At 71.8% G+C, this 17,450-nt stretch carries 13 protein-coding genes; 6 read left to right on the plus strand and 7 right to left on the minus strand.

What is annotated here, in order from left to right; all coding sequences use genetic code 11:
• Positions 1-21: 21 nt before the first annotated feature.
• Positions 22-1,221 carry a MarP family serine protease gene (locus C4U44_RS38605; protein WP_103890798.1) on the plus strand — a complete coding sequence of 400 codons (1,200 nt, stop codon included), beginning with the start codon at positions 22-24 and terminating at the stop codon, positions 1,219-1,221.
• A 396-nt stretch (positions 1,222-1,617) separates the two neighbouring features.
• On the opposite strand, the gene C4U44_RS38610 is transcribed toward C4U44_RS38605, so the two are convergent.
• The 6 genes from C4U44_RS38610 to C4U44_RS38635 all read right to left on the minus strand — a co-directional run bounded on the left by C4U44_RS38610 (position 1,618) and on the right by C4U44_RS38635 (position 10,394).
• Complete coding sequence (locus C4U44_RS38610; RefSeq protein WP_103890799.1) at positions 1,618-2,616, minus strand: alpha/beta fold hydrolase; 999 nt, start codon at positions 2,614-2,616, stop codon at positions 1,618-1,620.
• Between the two features lie 13 nt (positions 2,617-2,629).
• The gene (locus C4U44_RS38615) at positions 2,630-3,106 is read right to left on the minus strand and encodes a phage holin family protein (RefSeq protein WP_103890800.1); all 477 of its coding nucleotides are present in this window, start codon (positions 3,104-3,106) and stop codon (positions 2,630-2,632) included.
• Positions 3,107-3,185: 79 nt separating this feature from the next.
• Positions 3,186-4,586, minus strand: coding sequence for a Na+/H+ antiporter NhaA (gene nhaA, locus C4U44_RS38620; RefSeq protein ID WP_235032662.1), 1,401 nt, complete (start codon positions 4,584-4,586; stop codon positions 3,186-3,188).
• A gap of 243 nt (positions 4,587-4,829) precedes the next feature.
• Positions 4,830-6,788 (minus strand): acetate--CoA ligase, encoded by a 1,959-nt coding sequence (gene acs, locus C4U44_RS38625; protein WP_103890802.1) that lies wholly within the window; start codon positions 6,786-6,788, stop codon positions 4,830-4,832.
• 87 nt (positions 6,789-6,875) lie between these two features.
• Entirely contained in the window at positions 6,876-9,185 is a 2,310-nt protein-coding gene (locus C4U44_RS38630; RefSeq protein WP_235032663.1) for a bifunctional SulP family inorganic anion transporter/carbonic anhydrase, read from the minus strand.
• Positions 9,186-9,359: 174 nt separating this feature from the next.
• A complete protein-coding gene (locus tag C4U44_RS38635) occupies positions 9,360-10,394 on the minus strand; it encodes an ATP-binding protein (protein WP_103890804.1) in 1,035 nt (344 codons plus the stop codon).
• A gap of 104 nt (positions 10,395-10,498) precedes the next feature.
• Here C4U44_RS38635 and C4U44_RS38640 point away from each other — a divergent pair, with 104 nt between their 5' ends.
• Complete coding sequence (locus C4U44_RS38640) at positions 10,499-11,356, plus strand: Fic family protein (protein ID WP_103890829.1); 858 nt, start codon at positions 10,499-10,501, stop codon at positions 11,354-11,356.
• Between the two features lie 366 nt (positions 11,357-11,722).
• Here the strand turns inward: C4U44_RS38640 and C4U44_RS38645 are convergent, their stop codons facing one another.
• Positions 11,723-12,568: an HAD family hydrolase gene (locus tag C4U44_RS38645; protein ID WP_103890805.1), complete on the minus strand. Its 846-nt coding sequence runs from the start codon at positions 12,566-12,568 to the stop codon at positions 11,723-11,725.
• Positions 12,569-13,016: 448 nt separating this feature from the next.
• On the opposite strand from C4U44_RS38645, the gene ssd reads away from it, so the two are divergent.
• The 4 genes from ssd to C4U44_RS38665 all read left to right on the plus strand — a co-directional run bounded on the left by ssd (position 13,017) and on the right by C4U44_RS38665 (position 17,294).
• The gene (gene ssd / locus C4U44_RS38650) at positions 13,017-14,135 is read left to right on the plus strand and encodes a septum site-determining protein Ssd (RefSeq protein WP_103890806.1); all 1,119 of its coding nucleotides are present in this window, start codon (positions 13,017-13,019) and stop codon (positions 14,133-14,135) included.
• Positions 14,132-15,286, plus strand: a complete 1,155-nt coding sequence (locus C4U44_RS38655; protein WP_103890807.1) for a TadA family conjugal transfer-associated ATPase — start codon at positions 14,132-14,134, stop codon at positions 15,284-15,286. Before ssd ends, C4U44_RS38655 begins: the two co-directional genes overlap by 4 nt.
• Positions 15,287-15,732: 446 nt before the next feature.
• A complete protein-coding gene (locus C4U44_RS38660) occupies positions 15,733-16,497 on the plus strand; it encodes a type II secretion system F family protein (protein WP_407642951.1) in 765 nt (254 codons plus the stop codon).
• On the plus strand, positions 16,494-17,294 hold the full coding sequence (locus C4U44_RS38665; RefSeq protein WP_103890808.1) for a type II secretion system F family protein: 801 nt from the start codon (positions 16,494-16,496) through the stop codon (positions 17,292-17,294). Before C4U44_RS38660 ends, C4U44_RS38665 begins: the two co-directional genes overlap by 4 nt.
• The last annotated feature ends 156 nt before the right edge of the window (positions 17,295-17,450 follow it).

Here is a 17,450-nt window from a genome sequence, read left to right on the forward strand (position 1 = left end):
CGACGTGAGAACGTGTTCCCCGTGAACGTGCTGGACATCCTGCTCATCCTCGCCGCCGTGTGGTTCGCCGTGATCGGCTACCGGCAGGGCTTCGTCGTCGGCGTCATGTCGGTGATCGGCTTCCTCGGCGGCGGCCTGGCCGCCGTCTACCTGCTGCCGTTGCTGTGGGACAAGGCGACCGACAGCGCCACCCCGGGCTCGGTCGCGGTGATGTCCGCGGTGGTCCTCGTGATCGTGAGCGCGTCGGTGGGTCAGGCGTTCACCACGCACCTGGGCAACAAGGCGCGCACCCGGATCACCTGGTCGCCCGCCAAGGCGCTGGACGCGAGCGGCGGGGCGCTGGTCAACGTGCTCGCGATGCTCCTCGTCGCATGGCTGATCGGCAGCGCCCTGGCCACCACGACACTGCCGACGATAGGCCGCGAGGTGCGGTCCTCGAAGGTGCTGCTCGGGGTGTCCCAGGTGGTGCCGCCCTCCGCCGACACCTGGTTCACCAACTTCAGCGACACCCTCGCGCAGAACGGCCTGCCGCAGGTCTTCGGCACGTTCGGCTCCGAGCCGATCACGTCGGTGCCCGCCCCTGACCCGGCACTGGTCGGCAGCCCCGCGGTCGCCGACGCCCGCGGCAGCATCGTGAAGGTGGTCGGCACCGCGCCGAGCTGCGGGAAGGTACTGGAGGGCTCGGGCTTCGTGTTCGCCAAGGACCGGGTGATGACGAACGCGCACGTGGTCGGCGGCGTCTCCGAACCCACCGTGCAGGTCGGCGGGAAGGGGAGGCTGCACGACGCCCGGGTGGTGCTCTACGACTGGCAGCGCGACATCGCGGTCCTCGACGTGCCCGGACTGGATGCGCCGACCCTGCAGTTCGCCACGGGGAGCGAGCACAGCCGGGACGACGCCATCGTGGCGGGATTCCCGGAGAACGGCCCCTTCGACGTACGTGCCGCGCGTATCCGGGACCGGATCAAGGCCAGCGGGCCGGACATCTACCACCGCGGCACCGTGCACCGCGACGTGTACTCGCTGTACGCGACCGTCCGGCAGGGGAACTCCGGCGGGCCGCTGCTGAGCACCGACGGGAAGGTCGCCGGTGTGGTCTTCGCGAAGTCCCTGGACGACTCCCACACGGGGTACGCACTGACCGCAGCCGAGGTGGCGCCGGACGTCACGGCGGGGCGTACCGCGGACCGGCAGGTCGACACCCAGGGATGCGCGCTGTGACGTGCGACCCGAGGCGAACCCGAGGTGAAGAGGTGTGTACGGTCAGCCGCGTGCGGTGAGGCGGTGGGGGCTCAGTCCCTCACATGGCGGAGCCGCGCGCTGACCCAGCGCGCCCGACGGCCGAGTATGCGGGGAATGCCGAGCCGGCCTGCCCCCGTGGGGAGCAGGGTCATCCGGACAGCCTGATCCGAGGCGGTGAAGCCGCGGTGCGTGCGTGATACGTCACGGTAGTCGTGCGTCCAACCCATACCGAGCTACGTGCCCGCGCCTCTTGGTCGGTAATCGCGCTCGGGTCGACCGATTGGCTTATGCGCCCGGCAATATGACGATCATCGGATGGTCGTACCGCGGCCTCGGTGGTCCGGTCCGGGTCACTCGGCGGTTCCGTCCGGGTCCTCAGCGGTCCGGTTCCGGGTCCCTCAGCCAGTTGATCAGCTCGGCCGAGAACGCCGCCGGGTCCTCCTCGTGCGGGAAGTGCCCGAGGCCGTCGAAGAGCCGCCAGCGGTAGGGCGCCTCGACGTACTCCCCGTTGCCCGCCACGTTCTTGGTACCGATCGCCGGGTCGAGTGAGCCGTGCATCTGCAGGGTGGGCACCCGGACCGGGCGCTTCATCCGCCGGTTGAACTGGAGCCCGTCGGGCCGGGCCATCGATCGCACCATCCAGCGGTACGGCTCCACGGCGCAGTGCGCGGTGGACGGGATCTGCATGGCCTCGCGGTAGACGGTGATGGACTCCTCGTCCAGCGGCTGCGGGCCCGACCACTCCCGGATCAGCTTGCCGACCAGCGCGGCGTCGTCGGCGACGAGTTGGCGCTCGGGCACCCAGGGCCGCTGGAAGCCCCAGATGTAGCCGCCCGACCGGCTCTGCCGCAGGTCGGTGAGCATCGCGGCCCGCCAGCGCCGTGGGTGCGGCATCGAGCACACCGCCAGCCGCCGTACCAGCTTGGGCCGCATCGCCGCGGCGGTCCACGCGAGGTAGCCGCCGAGGTCGTGGCCGACCAGCGCGGCATCGGGTTCGCCGAGGGAGCGGATCACCCCTGTCACGTCGAGCGCCAGGTTGCCGGGGTCGTAGCCGCGGGGCGTGCGGTCGCTCCCGCCCACCCCGCGCAGGTCCATCGCGACCGCGCGGAAGCCCGCGTCGGCGAGCGCGGTGAGCTGGTGCCGCCAGGCCCACCAGAACTGCGGGAAGCCGTGCAGGAGCAGCACGAGCGGGCCGTCGCCGGCCTCGGCGATGTGGAAGCGGGCGCCGTTGGCGGCCACGTCGCGGTGGGTCCAGGGACCGTCGAGGCGGGGGACCTGCACGCCTCGGCCGCGCTCCGGGCCGCTTCGGCCGGTTCCGTCCTGCACCGGGCTGGGCCGGTTGGGCTGGTTGGGCGACCTGGCGGCGAGGTTCATGCTGACGAGCGTGTCACATCTTCGATTCGAGCGCGGGCGCCGCGGCCGTTGCGCCGACCGGCTTGGCGTCCTGCGGCTCGACCGGGCGCGCGTGCGGCTTCGCCTTCTGGAGGACCGCGGCGGTCTTCTTGGCCGAGTCGATCGAGCGCTCCGGCTTCTTCACCTTCTTGAACCGGCCGTACGCCAGAAGTGCGAGCACCGCGAAGATGAGCAGATAAGCGCCGAACACGATGAAGAACGACCAGCCGAGGGTGATGCCCAGCGCGTGAATGCCCAGCGCGGCCGCCACGCTGCCGACCGGCACCGCGAAGAAGAGTGCGGCCAGCGCCATGATCAGGGCGCCGCTGCCGACCGCGGCACGTTTCGCGTCCTGCCTGATCTCGGTCTTGGCCAGCGCGATCTCGTCGTGCACCAGGGCGGACAGTTCTGCCGTGGCAGCGGAGAACAGCTCGCCGAGGCTGCGCTCGTCACCGTTCGAGGCTGGGCTCATCGAGTCCTCCGTGGTTGTTGCGCCGCTTCGCTGCGGGTCGTGGTGGTCCGGTCAAGTGAACGTCTGCCCCGATCATGCCTTACGCGCCGTCAGGGCCGCCCGCGTCCCTGTCCTGCCGCGCCAGTGCGGCGAGCCTGCGGTGCTCGGCGGCTTTGCGCTCCAGGATCTCGGCCATCCGTACGTGGTAGGCGAACCGGTCCTGCACGTAGATGTCGGGGATGCCGTCCTCGTCGTCGTCCCGCTCCTCCTCCGCGGTCAGCGCGCGGTACCTGTTGTTGCGGAGTTTGAGCAGAACCGCGGCCAGTAGCGCCGCGATGAGGGAGCCGACCAGGACGGCGGCCTTGGCCTCGTCGGCGAGCCGCGGGTGGGCGGCGAAGGCGAGTTCGCCGATCAGGAGGGAGACGGTGAAGCCGATCCCGGACAGGGTCGCGAGGGCGAGAACGTCCGGCCAGCTCAGGTCGGGGTTGAGCTTCGCGCGGGTGAAGCGGACGGCCAGCCAGGTGCCGCAGAACACGCCCAGCGTCTTGCCGAAGACCAGGCCGAGGACGACGCCGAGCGTCTCGGGGCGGCGGAACACGTCGCCGAGCGCACCGCCGGAGACCGACACGCCGGCCGCGAACAGTGCGAACAGCGGGACGGCCAGGCCCGCCGACAGCGGCCGCACCAGGTGCTCGATGCGTTCGGCGGGTGCCTGCTCCTCGCCCTCCCGGCGGGTACAGCGCAGCATCAGGCCCATGGCGACACCCGAAATCGTGGCGTGGACACCGCTGTTGTACATCAGCGCCCAAGTGACGAGTGCGAGCGGGACGTACACGTACCAGCCGTGCACCGCCACGCGTTGCAGCAGCCAGAACAGCACCAGGCACGCCACCGCGCCGGCCAGCGCCGCGTAGTCGAGGTCGGAGGTGAAGAAGATCGCGATGATCAGGATCGCGAGGAGGTCGTCGACGACGGCGAGGGTGAGCAGGAAGGCGCGCAGCGCGGAGGGAAGCGCGGTGCCCAGGACGGCGAGTACGGCCAGCGCGAAGGCGATGTCGGTGGCGGTCGGCACCGCCCAGCCCTTGAGGGAGCCGCCCCCCGCGACGTTGACGACGGTGTAGACGACCGCGGGGAGGGCCATGCCGCACACGGCCGCGACGACGGGGAGCGCCGCCTTGGCCGGTTCGTGCAACTCGCCTGTGACGAGCTCGCGTTTGAGTTCGATCCCCGCGACGAAGAAGAACACGGCGAGCAGGCCGTCGGCGGTCCAGTGCGCGACGGACAGGTACAGGCCGACCGCGGACGGGCCGAAGTGGAAGTCGGAGGCGGTCTCATAGCTGTGGTGGAGGGTGTTCGCCCAGATGAGGGCGACGACGGCGGAGAGCAGCAGCAGGATGCCGCCGACGGTCTCGGTGCGCAGGGCGTCGGCGACGAAGTTCCGTTCGGGCAGGGGGAGGCGGTCGAGCAGCACGGAGGAGCGGCGGGGTGACTGCTCGGTCACGGGCGCGGCCTCCTGGGCGTCGATGCCTGCGGGGACACAGGTCTCCTGTGTGCCGACCAGACGTACCGGCGCGTCCACCAGTCTTGTCGCGTTGGCGGGGTGAGGGGGGATCGGATTAGCCCGGAGGAGTGAAGCGCGAAGGGCGCCCGCACTCATAGGAGTGAGGGCGCCCTTCGAGGGGTCGTGCCGGTCGTACCGTTCGTTCCGGGGGTGCGGCGGTGTGCTTGTGCGGGACTTCCGGGGTCAGTCCTCGCTGGGCGCCGAGGGCAGCTTGCTCTGGATGAGGTCCATGACGGAGGAGTCCGTGAGCGTCGTGACGTCACCCAGGGCGCGGTTCTCCGCGACGTCGCGCAGCAGGCGGCGCATGATCTTGCCGGACCGGGTCTTGGGCAGCTCGGAGACGATCAGGATGCGCTTGGGCTTGGCGATCGGGCCGAGGGTCTTCCCGACGTGGTCGCGCAGTTCTCCGGCGAGTTCGGCACTGTCCTCGGCGGTGCCGCGCAGGATGACGAACGCGACGATGGCCTGCCCGGTGGTCTCGTCGGCGGCGCCGACCACGGCGGACTCGGCGACCTTGGGGTGCGAGACGAGCGCGGACTCGACCTCAGTGGTGGAGATGTTGTGGCCCGAGATCAGCATCACGTCGTCGACCCGGCCGAGCAGCCAGATGTCGCCGTCGTCGTCCTTCTTCGCGCCATCGCCGGCGAAGTAGCGGCCGGGGAAGCGGGACCAGTAGGTGTCGATGTACCGCTGGTCGTCGCCCCAGATGGTGCGGAGCATCGACGGCCAGGGCTCGGTGAGCACCAGGTAGCCGCCGGAACCGTCGGGCACCTCGTTCGCCTCGTCGTCCACCACCGTGGCCGAGATGCCGGGTAGCGGGGTCTGCGCCGAGCCGGGCTTGGTCTCCGTGACACCGGGCAGCGGGCTGATCATCATGGCACCGGTCTCGGTCTGCCACCACGTGTCCACGATCGGGGTATGGCCGCTGCCGATGTGCTCCCGGTACCAGACCCACGCCTCGGGGTTGATCGGCTCGCCGACGCTGCCGAGAACGCGCAGGCTGCTCAGGTCGAAGCCGGCGGGGATGTCGTCACCCCACTTCATGAAGGTGCGGATCGCCGTCGGCGCGGTGTAGAGGATCGTCACGCCGTACTTCTGCACGATCTCCCAGAACCGGCCCTGGTGCGGGGTGTCGGGCGTCCCCTCGTAGATCACCTGGGTCGCGCCGTTGGAAAGCGGGCCGTAGACGATGTACGAGTGCCCGGTGACCCAGCCGATGTCGGCGGTGCACCAGTAGACGTCGGTCTCCGGCTTGAGGTCGAAGACGGCGTGGTGGGTGTAGCTGGCCTGGGTGAGGTAGCCGCCCGAGGTGTGCAGGATGCCTTTCGGCTTCCCGGTGGTGCCCGAGGTGTAGAGGATGAACAGCGGCTGCTCGGCCTCGAACGCCTCGGGGATGTGCTCGGTGGACTGCCGGCCGGTGATCTCGTGCCACCACACGTCGCGGCCCTCGGTCCACGCCACGTCCTGCCCGGTGCGGCGGATCACCAGGACGTGCTCGACCTGCGGGGTGCGGGCCACCGCGTCGTCGATCGCGGGCTTGAGCGCCGACGGCTTGCCCCGGCGGTACCCGCCGTCGGCGGTGATGACCAGCTTGGCGTCGGCGTCGTCGATCCGGGACGCGACCGCGTCGGCGGAGAAGCCGCCGAAGACCACCGAGTGCGCGGCGCCGATCCGGGCGCAGGCGAGCATCGCCACCACGGCCTCAGGGATCATCGGCAGGTAGACCGCGACCCGGTCGCCCTTGCCGACGCCGAGCTCGGTCAGGGCGTTGGCGGCGCGGGACACCTCGTCCTTCAACTCCGCGTACGTCACGGCCCGCGTGTCGCCCGGCTCGCCCTCGAAGTGTATGGCGACGCGGTCGCCGTGCCCTGCCTCGACGTGTCGGTCCACGCAGTTGTACGCGACGTTGAGCCGCCCGTCGGCGAACCACTTGGCGAACGGCGGGTTGGACCAGTCAAGCGTCTGGGTGGGCTCGGTCTCCCAGGTCAGGCGACGGGCCTGCTCGGCCCAGAAGCCCAACCGGTCGGCCTTGGCCTGTTCGTACGCGGCCGCGGTGACGTTGGCCGCCGCGGCCAGTTCTTTCGGGGGAGCAAACCGCCGCTCCTCCTTCAGCAGGTTGGCCAGGCTCTCGTTGCTGCTCACGCCAGCTCCTTGTCAGGGTGTCCCAGATGTCCCGGCACTACCTCATCAGTCCTGGCGCACCCTGACAAGAGCTCATCGAGAAATGGTTTAGACCTTTGTGATCAGGGTGGCGGCCGGCTCGCCGGGAGGGTCCGCGGGCGGTCCGGGTGCGGCGGCTTCGGGCAGCACCGCGGTGAACACCCCGGTCGGGCGGTCCAGGATGTACGCCTGCGCCTCGGCGACGTGGAAGTACATCCCGTGCAACTGGAGGGTGCCGTCGACGACCCGGCGGGCCACGCGCGGATGGGCCGTCAGATGCTCCAGCTGGGTGATGACGTTGGCCAGCGCGAGGCGTTCCTGGTCGTCGGCCACGGGGCGGTCGGCGAGGGAGGGGACGGCGGCCGGCATGGTGACGGCCGGGGTGGCGGGGATAGGGGCGTCATGAGCGGGGGCCCGGCCGCTGTCGGTGCTGTCGCCGGCGAGGCGGGCCAGGCTGGGTCGGCCATGGCGCAGCCACCTGGCCAGCGGGGTCTGCGCGCCCGGTTCGTGATCGGAGCCGAGCAGAGCCTGCATCGCCCCGCATCCGGAGTGCCCGCACACGGTGATGCCGGAGACCTGGAGCACATCGACGGCGTACTCCACGGCGGCGGCCACCGAGTCGCAGGAATCGTCGGAACCGGGCGGCGGCACCATGTTGCCGACGTTGCGGACCGTGAACAGGTCGCCCGGTCCGCTGGAGGTGATCATGCTGGTGATCAGCCGGGAGTCGGCGCAGGTCAGGAAGAGGTGACCGGGGCTCTGGCCCTCCCGCGCGAGTCTCGCCAGCTCGTCCCGCACCAGCGGCGCGGTGTGGCGCTGGAAGTTGCTGACCCCGCCCAGGAGTTGGCCGCCACTGGTCGCCGGGGCCGCCACCGGCCGGGTGCAGTGGTGGTTTCGCCATGGTGTCCAGGGCCGGCACGCGTGAGAGCTGACCGGCTCGCTGACGGTCCGGCCGGCCGCGTCGCCGAGCATCGCGTGGCCGCCGCGCGAACGGTGCCGCGTGCACCAGGCGTTGAGCGCCTCGTAGGCGGCGTGGTCCATGAACGAGCCGTCCAACTCCACCATCACGCTGGCCTGCGCCGGGACCTCGGCAAGCGCTTTGGTCAGCCGTGGCACCGCGAGGAACGTCAACTGCCCGCTGACCCGCACCCGGTGGCACCCCTCTTCCGCGCTGACGCTGACCCGCGTGTGGGTGAGGCTGCGCAGCGCGAGGACGACCGCGACGGCGATGCCGGCGAGCACGCCCTGGAGCACGCCGAAGACCACCACGGTGCCGAGGGTCACCGCGTACACCGGGAACTCCCGGTGGCGCTGGATGTGTCGGATGTGCGCGAAGCTGACCATGCGCATGCCGACCAGCATCACCAGAGCGGCGAGCGCCGCGAGCGGGATCTGCTCCAGGATGCCCGCCGCGAGCCCCGCGCACGACAGCACCCAGACGCCGTGCAGCACCGTGGACCGGCGGGTGCGCGCGCCCGCCTCGACGTTGGCCGAGCCGCGCATCGCGCCGCCCGCCACCGGCAGGCCGCCGAGCAGACCGGACATGACGTTGGCGGCACCCTGGCCGAGCAGTTCGCGGTCGAGGCGGGCCGGCGGTGCGTGCGGTCCCGGGCGCTTGCTCTGGAGGGCGTCCACGGCGACGGCCGACAGCAGCGACTCCATGCTTGCCACCAGGGTGACGGTCAGGACCGCCGCGACGACGGCCGTCACGGGTCCACCGGGGACGGCCGGCAGTCCTGGGGCGCTCCAACGGGGCAACTCCACCCGCGGCATCGACCATGCCGCGCTCGCCGCGGTGGCCAGCGCGATCGCCGCCAGCGGTGCGGGCACCGCACGCAGCATCCGGGCCCGGCCGCGCAGCCGCGGCCAGCCGATCAGCACGGCCAGGGTGAGGGCTCCGATGACCGGGGTGGTGCGATGGGCGTGCACCAACTGTTCCGGCAGCGCCGCGAGGTTGGCGACGGCGGAGATCTGCGGGGTGCCGCCGAGCACGACGTGCAGTTGGCCGACCGCGATGACCATACCGATGCCGGCGAGCATGCCGTGCACGATGGCCGGGCTGACCGCGAGCGCGGCTCTGGCCACCCGCAGCCCGCCGAGCAGCAACTGCGCCAGGCCGGCCAGCACGGTGATCGCGCAGGTGGCACGCCAGCCGTAGCGGTCGACCAGGCCCGCGGTCACCACGACCAGGCTGGTGGCACCGCCGCTGACCTGTAGCGGCGCTCCGCCCAGCGACCCGGCGACGATGCCGCCGACGGCTGCCGCGACCAGACCGGACTGCAAGGGGGCTCCGGTCGCGAGCGCGATGCCGAGCGACAGGGGCACGGCGATCAGGAAAACGGTGATCGACGCGGACAGATCAGGCCGCAGGCTTCTCATGGACTCCCCACTCCTCATTCCCTCGACACTCCCAAGCATCTGTAAATGGAGGGTAATGGAGCGATTGCGGAGAGTGAAGTATGGAGCCCGAATCCCTGTGCTATTTCCGTCTTTCGAGTGAATTGTGCTGCGCGGAGGTGAGTTGGACTCGCGTGATGGGGAGTGACCCTGCGGTCAATGAGCGAGTGCGGTCGACATCTTGATCGGGCTCTCGCTCAGCGTGAATCCCGGATCGATCTGGGCGACGAGGTCGGCGCCGGTCCTGGCGTTGCCCCAGCTCTCGGCGTTCCGGCGGTGGAAGTGCGCCATCTGTCGGGTGTAGCGGTCCCAGTCGCGGGCCTCGTACGACCGATCCGCCCGCTCGTGCATCGTGCGCAGTGCTTGCCGGTTGGGCTCCTCCAGCAGTTCGAAGCGGGGCGGGCCGCCCTTCTCCATCGCCCGCACCCAGTCCGAGTTCCCGACGGCGACCAGGAGGTCGTCGCCGATCTCGGCCCGCAGGAAGGCGAGGTCGTCCTCCCCGTGCACCTTGTTGCCGATCACCGCCAGGCCGACGCCGAAGTCGCGGGCGTACTCCTTGTACTGGCGGTAGACGGCGACACCCTTCCGGGTTGGCTCGGCCACGAGGAAGGTCAGGTCGAACCGGGTGAACAGGCCCGAGGCGAAGGAGTCGCTGCCCGCGGTCATGTCGACCACCAGGTACTCGTCGCGGCTGTCCACCAGGTGGTTCAGGTACAGCTCGACGGCTCCGACCTTCGAGTGGTAGCAGGCCACGCCGAGGTCGGCCTCGGCGAAGGGGCCGGTGACCATCAGCCGCGCGCTGCCGGCGCCGCTCCTGCCCGCCGCGGCGTCCTTGTCGGTGCAGGTATCGAAGGCGATCGTGCGGGCGCACGCCGAGTGGACCGGGTTGTCCTCGCCGAGCCGCAGGAGTTGGGAACCGCGCCCCGGCGGAGTGGTCTTGATCATGCTGTCGGCCGAGGCGATGAGGGGGTTCGCCCCGCGCAGGTACTCCTTGATCTCCGGCAGGTGCGCGCCGAGCGCGGGCAGCGCCGCGGCGTCGTCCTCGTCGAGACCGAGCGCGGCACCGAGATGCTGGTTGATGTCCGCGTCGATCGCAACGACGGGGACGCGGGTTGTGGCGAGATGGCGGATGAACAGGGAGGACAGCGTCGTCTTACCGCTGCCGCCCTTCCCAACGAAAGCGATCTTCATGTTCGCTAAGCGTAGGGGCCCCACCGAGCAGCAACTGACGGTGAGTGGGCAAGGCCACTCGATCGTGGCCTTTTCGCGCCACGGAGGGCCTTAGGGTCGTGGACATGGCTACGAACGCTGCTCCCTCTCCCGCTTCCGGGCAGCCGGACCCGCTGGCCGTGCTGGCCGCGCTTCCCGGCGTGCCCGAGGCGGTGGAGTCCGTGCGCCAGGCCGTGGACCGGGTCTACGGCCACCGGGTGATGCGCCGCCGGGCCGGCGAGGTCGCGTCCGAGGCGGCACTGCGCGGCGCCCGGGCGTCCGCGGCGCTGGCCGGCGCCGACTGGTCACTCGAGGAAGTACGCCGTCGCAGTGACTTCTCGGCCGACGACCAGTCCCGTACGGTCGGTGCCGCGTTGCGGCTGACGGCCGAGGCGGGGCAACTCCTCGGAGTGTGGCGGCAGTCGCCGGTGCAGGCACTGGCGCGGCTGCACCTGGTCGCGGCGGGTGGAGCCGCTCCGGAGCCCACCGTCGGGCGGCCCCGGCTGGCCGGTGAACCGGTGGCGGAGTCGTCGGTCGGGTTCGAACAGATCCCGCTGCCCGAACCGTCCGAGGTAGCCGCGCGGCTCGATGGGCTGGCGGACCTGCTGCGGTCCGGCTCCGCGGCGCCGGCGCTGGTGGTGGGAGCCGTCGTGCACGGTGAACTGCTCTGCCTGCGCCCCTTCGGTTCCTTCAACGGCCCCGTTGCCCGGGCCGCCGAGCGGACCGTCCTGGTCGGCAGCGGACTGGACCCGAAGTCGATCTGCCCGGCCGAGGTGGGCCACGCCGAGCTGGGCCTGGCCGGCTATCTCAAGGCCCTGGAGGGATACGTCTCCGGCACCCCCGAGGGGATGGCCGAGTGGATCGGCCACTGTGGGCGGGCGCTCGAGCTCGGTGTACGGGAGAGCGTCGCGGTCTGCGAGGCGCTGCAGCGCGGCGCCGCCTGAAACGAGGACGCGGCGGCACCCGAAGGTGCCGCCGCAAGCACGTCCGCCGAGTTACCAGTGCGTGCGCGAGAGTTGCCGATCAGGGCGGGGACTTTGCCCGCTCCTGGTGGGGCTGGCCCGGTTGGCGGGTCGGCTACGCGTGGGTGCCCGGTTTTCGTGCCCGGTCCGTGGGGCCAACACCGATCTGCGGTCTTCCTCTCGGAACTCCGTGGTCTCGCGGGCCGCTAACTCTTTTCTACTCCCGACCGGCAGGTAGCGGAACCCCTCGCTGCACTTTTTACTTTTTGCCGCCAACCGGGGCATTTCGGTCGTCGCTCCGACCCCGCAGGTCCCTGGGGTCCCTCCCGCATGGTCCGTCCGGGTGGTTCAGGAGACGGGCAGGGGGCGACGGCGCCGCGAGGCCAGCCACACCAGCCCCGCGGTGGCGGCCGCGGCGCCGATCGCGGCCGCGGCCAGGACCGGGCGCGGCGGCATCGGCAGCGACTGGATGCGCTGCCTCAGGCGCACCGGGCGGCTGAAGGTGAGAATCGGCCAGTCGCGGGCGACGGCCTCCTTCCGCAGCGCCCGGTCGGGGTTCACCGCGTACGGATGTCCGACGGACTCCAGCATGGGGATGTCGGTAGCCGAATCGCTGTAGGCGAAGGACCGTTGCAAGTCGTAGCCCTCCGACTCCGCCAGCCGGGTGATGGCTTCGGCTTTCTCCGGACCGTAGACGTAGTGCTCGATCTCCCCGTTGTACGCGCCGTCGGCCACGACCATCCGGGTGGCCACGACGTGGTCGGCGCCCAGCATCTCCCCGATCGGCTCCACGACTTCGGACCCGGACGCGCTGACGATCACCACGTCGCGGCCGGCGGCGTGGTGCTCCTCGATCAGCGAGGCGGCCTCGTCGTAGATGATCGGGTCGATCAGCTCGTGCAGCGTCTCCGCGACGATCTCGCGGACCTGCTGCACATTCCAGCCGCGGCACAGATCGGAGAGGTATTTGCGCATACCTTCCATCTGATCGTGATCCGCGCCGCCGAGGAGGTACACGAACTGGGCATATGCGGTACGCAATACCGCTCGCCTGTTGATGAGCCCGCCGTGGTAGAAGGACCGCCCGAAGGCGAGGGTGCTCGACTTGGCGATCACGGTCTTGTCGAGATCGAAGAACGCTGCGGTGCGCGGTGGCAGGTGGTTTTCCACGGGACGAGCATAGGCAACCACCATTCGGCGTAAGGGTTCGGCGCGTGGGTTTGCCTGAGAGGGCCGTCGGGTACACCATGGAAGTCACGGATCGTTCGCGACCGTGCTAACCCGGTCTGGCTCCTCCCCCCCGAGTCGGACCGTGGGGACGACCCCCGCTCTCCCCCCCGGCGGGGGTCGTCGCATGTCCGGATGTATGTGGGCGCTTCGGCCCGGGGTTGCTGCAACGCCCTGCATGTCCATGTCGCTCCCGCTCCTTCGCATGTGTGTACGTTTCGACGCGTACAACGCGTCACGTTCGGTAATCGACTCCCGGCTCCGTGGAACTCACCCTTCCGGGTGGTGGAGTTATCCACAATCGCCGAGTTATCCACAGATTCCGACCAAGATCATCTCAATTCCACTTCCTGTCCCAAGCTGATCGCAGGCGAAGCACGCCGTGCTCGCACGACCAGCCACAGGGGACAGGGAAATGACGCGAACCAACGCAACCGACCGAGCGCTCGCCGCTGCCGAAGGCACGCGCGGACCGCTGATTGTCACCGAGGACGAAAGCCTCCTCGATGATCTGCTCAGACTGTGCGCCGCGGCCGGCGCGGAACCGGAAGTCGTTTTCACCGCACCCCCGCGCGCGGAGAGTTGGGACAGCGCCCCACTGGTCCTGCTCGGGGCGGAGGCGTGCGAGAGGGTCCGCGGCGCCGGCCGTCGCAAGGGCGTGCTGCTGATCAGCCGCGGTAGCCCCGACTCGACGGATTCCGAGGCGTGGCGCCAGGCCGTCGCGGTCGGAGCCGACCACGTCCTCTTCCTGCCGACGGCCGAGAGCTGGCTGGTGGACCGCCTCGCCGACGTGGCCGAGGGCGGCGACGGGCCCGCACTGACCATCGGCGTGGTCGGCGGTCGCGGCGGAGCCGGCGCCAGCACCCTGGCCTGCGGTCTCGCGGTCACCGCGGCCCGAACTGGGCTGCGCGCCATGCTCGTTGACGGTGATCCGCTCGGTGGCGGCCTGGACATCCTGCTCGGTGCGGAGCGCACCGGCGGGCTGCGCTGGCCCGATCTCGCCGATTCCCGCGGCAGGGTCAACAGCGGTGTGCTGGAGGAGTCGCTGCCCCGGCTGGGCTCGCTCAGCGTGCTGAGCTGGGACCGGGGGACGTCCGTGCTCATCCCGCCCCGGGCCATGCGGTCGGTGCTGGGTGCGGCCAGGCGGCGCGGCGGCGTGGTCGTCGTCGACCTGCCGCGCCGGGTGGACGACACCGTCGCCGAGACACTCGCCCAGGTCGACGTAGGGCTGCTGGTGGTGCCCGCCGAACTCCGCGCGGTGGCCGCGGGATGCCGGGTGGCGGCGGCCTTCGACCTGGAGCTCGAGGATCTGCGGGTGGTCGCCCGCGGCCCGTTCGGCACCGGTCTGGACGGCCGCGAGATCGCCCGGCTGATCGGCCTGCCGCTTGCCGGTGAGCTGCCGCCCGAGCCCGCCCTCGCCGATCCGCTGTCCGGCGGCGCGCCACCGGGCTCGGTGGCGCGCGGCCCCCTCGCCCGATTCAGCAGCGCGTTCCTCGGACAGGCGCTGGCGGCCACCGGGTGCGTGGCGGCATGAGCGCCGAACTCCTCGACGCGGTCCGGCTTCACCTGGCCGAGCACGGCGGAGAACCCACCCCGGCCCGCGTCGCCGCCGCATTGCGCGCGCAGGGACGCCTGATCGGGGATTCCGAAGTGCTCGATGTGGTCGCCGTCTTGCGCTCCGAACTGGTCGGCGCGGGCCCCCTCGAGCCCCTGCTGGCCGACCCCGATGTCACCGACATCCTCGTCAACGCCCCTGACCAGGTCTGGGTCGACCGGGGCCGCGGACTTGAGCGCAGCCCGATCGGGTTCGCCGACACCACCGCGGTGCGCCGCCTCGCCCAGCGACTGGCCACGACCGCCGGACGCCGCCTCGACGACGCCAGGCCCTGGGTCGACGCACGGCTCCCGGACGGAACCCGGCTGCATGCGGTGCTGCCACCCGTCGTCGTCGGCTCGCCCTGCCTCTCCCTGCGCGTCGTCCGGGCCCGCGCCTTCACCCTCGCCGAGCTCGTCGCGGCCGGCACGCTGGACGAGGAGACGGCGGCGCTGCTGCGGGCGATGCTCCACGCACGGCTGTCGTTCATGATCAGCGGGGGCACCGGATCGGGGAAGACCACCTTGCTGAGCTGCCTGCTCGGCCTGGTCGATCCCGCGGCGCGCATCGTCCTCGCCGAGGACTCCGCGGAGCTGCGCCCGGACCACCCGCACGTCGTGCGATTGGAGACCCGGCCCGCCAACCAGGAGGGCGCCGGTCAGGTCACCTTGCGGGACCTGGTCCGGCAGGCGCTGCGTATGCGGCCGGACCGGCTCGTGGTCGGGGAGGTGCGCGGCGCCGAGGTGCTGGATCTGCTGGGTGCGCTCAACACCGGCCATGAGGGCGGCTGCGGGACCGTTCACGCGAATGCCGCGGCAGACGTCCCCGCTCGTCTGGAAGCGCTCGGCTCGACCGCGGGCCTGGACCGGGCGGCGCTGCACAGCCAGCTGTCGGCCGCTCTGTCGGCCGTCGTCCACCTGGTGCGGGACGTGGCCGGCCGTCGCAGGGTGGCCGAGATCCACGTGCTGAGCCGCCGCCCCGACGGCCTGGTCGGCACCGTTCCGGCGCTCCTGCGGGATGCGGAGGGCCGACTCGAACGCGGCGCGGGCTGGCAGCGCCTGATGGATCTGTGCGCGGTGGGTGCGTCATGAGCGCGACGACGTACGGGGCCCTGACGCCCGTCGCCTCGGTGTGGGCGGCTCCGGCCGTGACCCCCGCGGTTGTCCTGTGGGCCGCGCTTCTGGTGGCCTGCGTGCCCGCCTGGGCGGCTCTGCAGCGGCATGGGCGCCGCCGCCGCGTGTGCGGCCTGCTGAAGGGCTCTCACGCCCCTCCTGGCCCTGTTTCAGGCCGAGTTGAGGGGTGGAGAGCGTGGTGGGACCACATGGCGCGACGCGGGTGGAAACGCATGAGCGGTTGGTGGCCGGGCCGGTGGGGGAGATCGCGCGGGGCAGTTGCCGGTGCTCGCCACTCCCGGCGGCCGGGCGGACGGGGGCGCGAAGGCGGCGCTGCCGGGCACCGGGTAGGCGGGTGGACCGGTGTGTCGCAGGGACGGCGCGGTCCGGAGTGGTTGTGCCTTCCCGCCGGAGCAGTGCTGGCGATGGTGACGTGGTCGGCGGTGCCGTTGGTCGCGGGAGCGGCCGGAGTGCCCTTGGTGCGGGGCGCGTTGCGCACCCGAGCCGAGAGAGCGGCGGCCGAGCGGACGTCGGCCGCGGTGAGCGCGCTCTGCGGCACCGTGGCGGGCGATCTGCGGGCCGGGCGGCCGCCGCATGCGGCGCTGACGGAGGCGGTGCAGTCGGCCGGCTGGCCGGCCTCGCCCGAACTGAGCCGGATCGCGGGTCTGTTGCTGTCCGCGGCCCGGTTCGGTGGGGACGTGCCGGGAGCGCTGCGGAGCGCTGCGCGCGGCGGTCCCGGCGCTCACGGGCTCGGAGCGGTGGCTGCGTGCTGGCAGGTCGCGGTGGACGGCGGCGCCGGTCTGGCCGCGGCCCTGGACAGGGTCGCCGCCGCGCTGCGGGCCGAGGAGGACCAACGCGACGATCTCCGGGCTCAGTTGGCCGGACCGCGCTCGACGGCGGTGCTGCTGGCGCTGCTCCCGGTGTTCGGACTGGTGCTCGGCACGGCGTTGGGGGCACATCCGGCGCTGGTGCTCCTGCACACACCCGCCGGAATGGCCTGCCTGGCCTCGGGCGTGCTCCTGGAGTGGGCCGGGCTGGCATGGACGGCGCGGATCATCCGGGCGGCGGAGGGCGGTCCGCCGCCTGGCTCGGAGGGCGGTCCGGGCTGCGCGAACGGTCGGCCGGACGGGACGGCTTCGTCGTCCACCCGGTCGGTGCCGGAGCCGGTCGGGGAGGGGAGGCGGTCATGAGCGGCGCGAGTGTCCACAGCCTGGGGATGACCGCGTCCGTGCTGGCGGCCCTGTGTGCGGGAGTGATGGTGCGGAAGGAGCCGAGGGGCGGCGGCGTACGCAGGTTGCGGGGCGTGTTGGAGGGGCCGAGGCCGGCGAGGGCGAAGCGGGAGTGGCGGGGGAGAGCGCGCGGTGCCGGGCGGACCTGGCTGCCGGTGGTCGCTGCCGCGCTCGGTGCTGCCGTCCTCGTGGGTGGGCTGCCTGGCGGAGCGGTCGGGATCCTCGCGGGCGTCGGGATGCGGATGGCGCTCGCCCGTCGCCGTGCTGCCGCGGCGGGACGCGCGGTCGAGGCAGGGCCGGACCTCGGCCAACTGCCGCTGTGCGCAGACCTGATGGCCGCCTGCCTGGCGGCGGGAGCCACGCCGGGGGAAGCAGCCGGGGCGGTGGGGCGGTGCCTGGACGGGCCGTTGGGCGTCGCGCTGCTGCGGGCGGAGGCGGAGTTGCGGCTCGGCGGAGATCCCTCGGAGACCTGGGGCAGGTTCGGCCGGCTGCCGGCGGCGCGCGCGATGGGCCGCTGCCTGGCCCGAGCGTCCACGACGGGCAGCGCGCCGGTCGCGGAGATGGCCCGGCTGGCCGTGGACTACCGCGCCGCGCATGCCCGTTCGGCGCTCGCCCGGGCGCGTCGGGCGGCCGTGCTGGCCACTGCACCCCTGGGCGTGTGCTTCCTGCCCGCCTTCCTGCTGATCGGAGTCGCCCCCGTGGTGATGGGGCTGGCAGGGGCGGTCCTGGGAGGCCCGATGGGCGCAGGAGGTGGGTGAGACCGGCCGCGGGACAGCGGACGGACGCCCGCTTCGGCGGGCCGCACCGGGAGAACCACCGCGGAGGAACCGGGAGTTGGGCGGGGAGACACACCACCCCACGTACCGGCCCGCGACAGGGCAAACAGCAATGGATCTCGCAAAAGTGCATGAACG

This window comes from Actinacidiphila yanglinensis, assembly GCF_900107965.1.
GTDB classification, from domain to species: domain Bacteria; phylum Actinomycetota; class Actinomycetes; order Streptomycetales; family Streptomycetaceae; genus Actinacidiphila; species Actinacidiphila yanglinensis.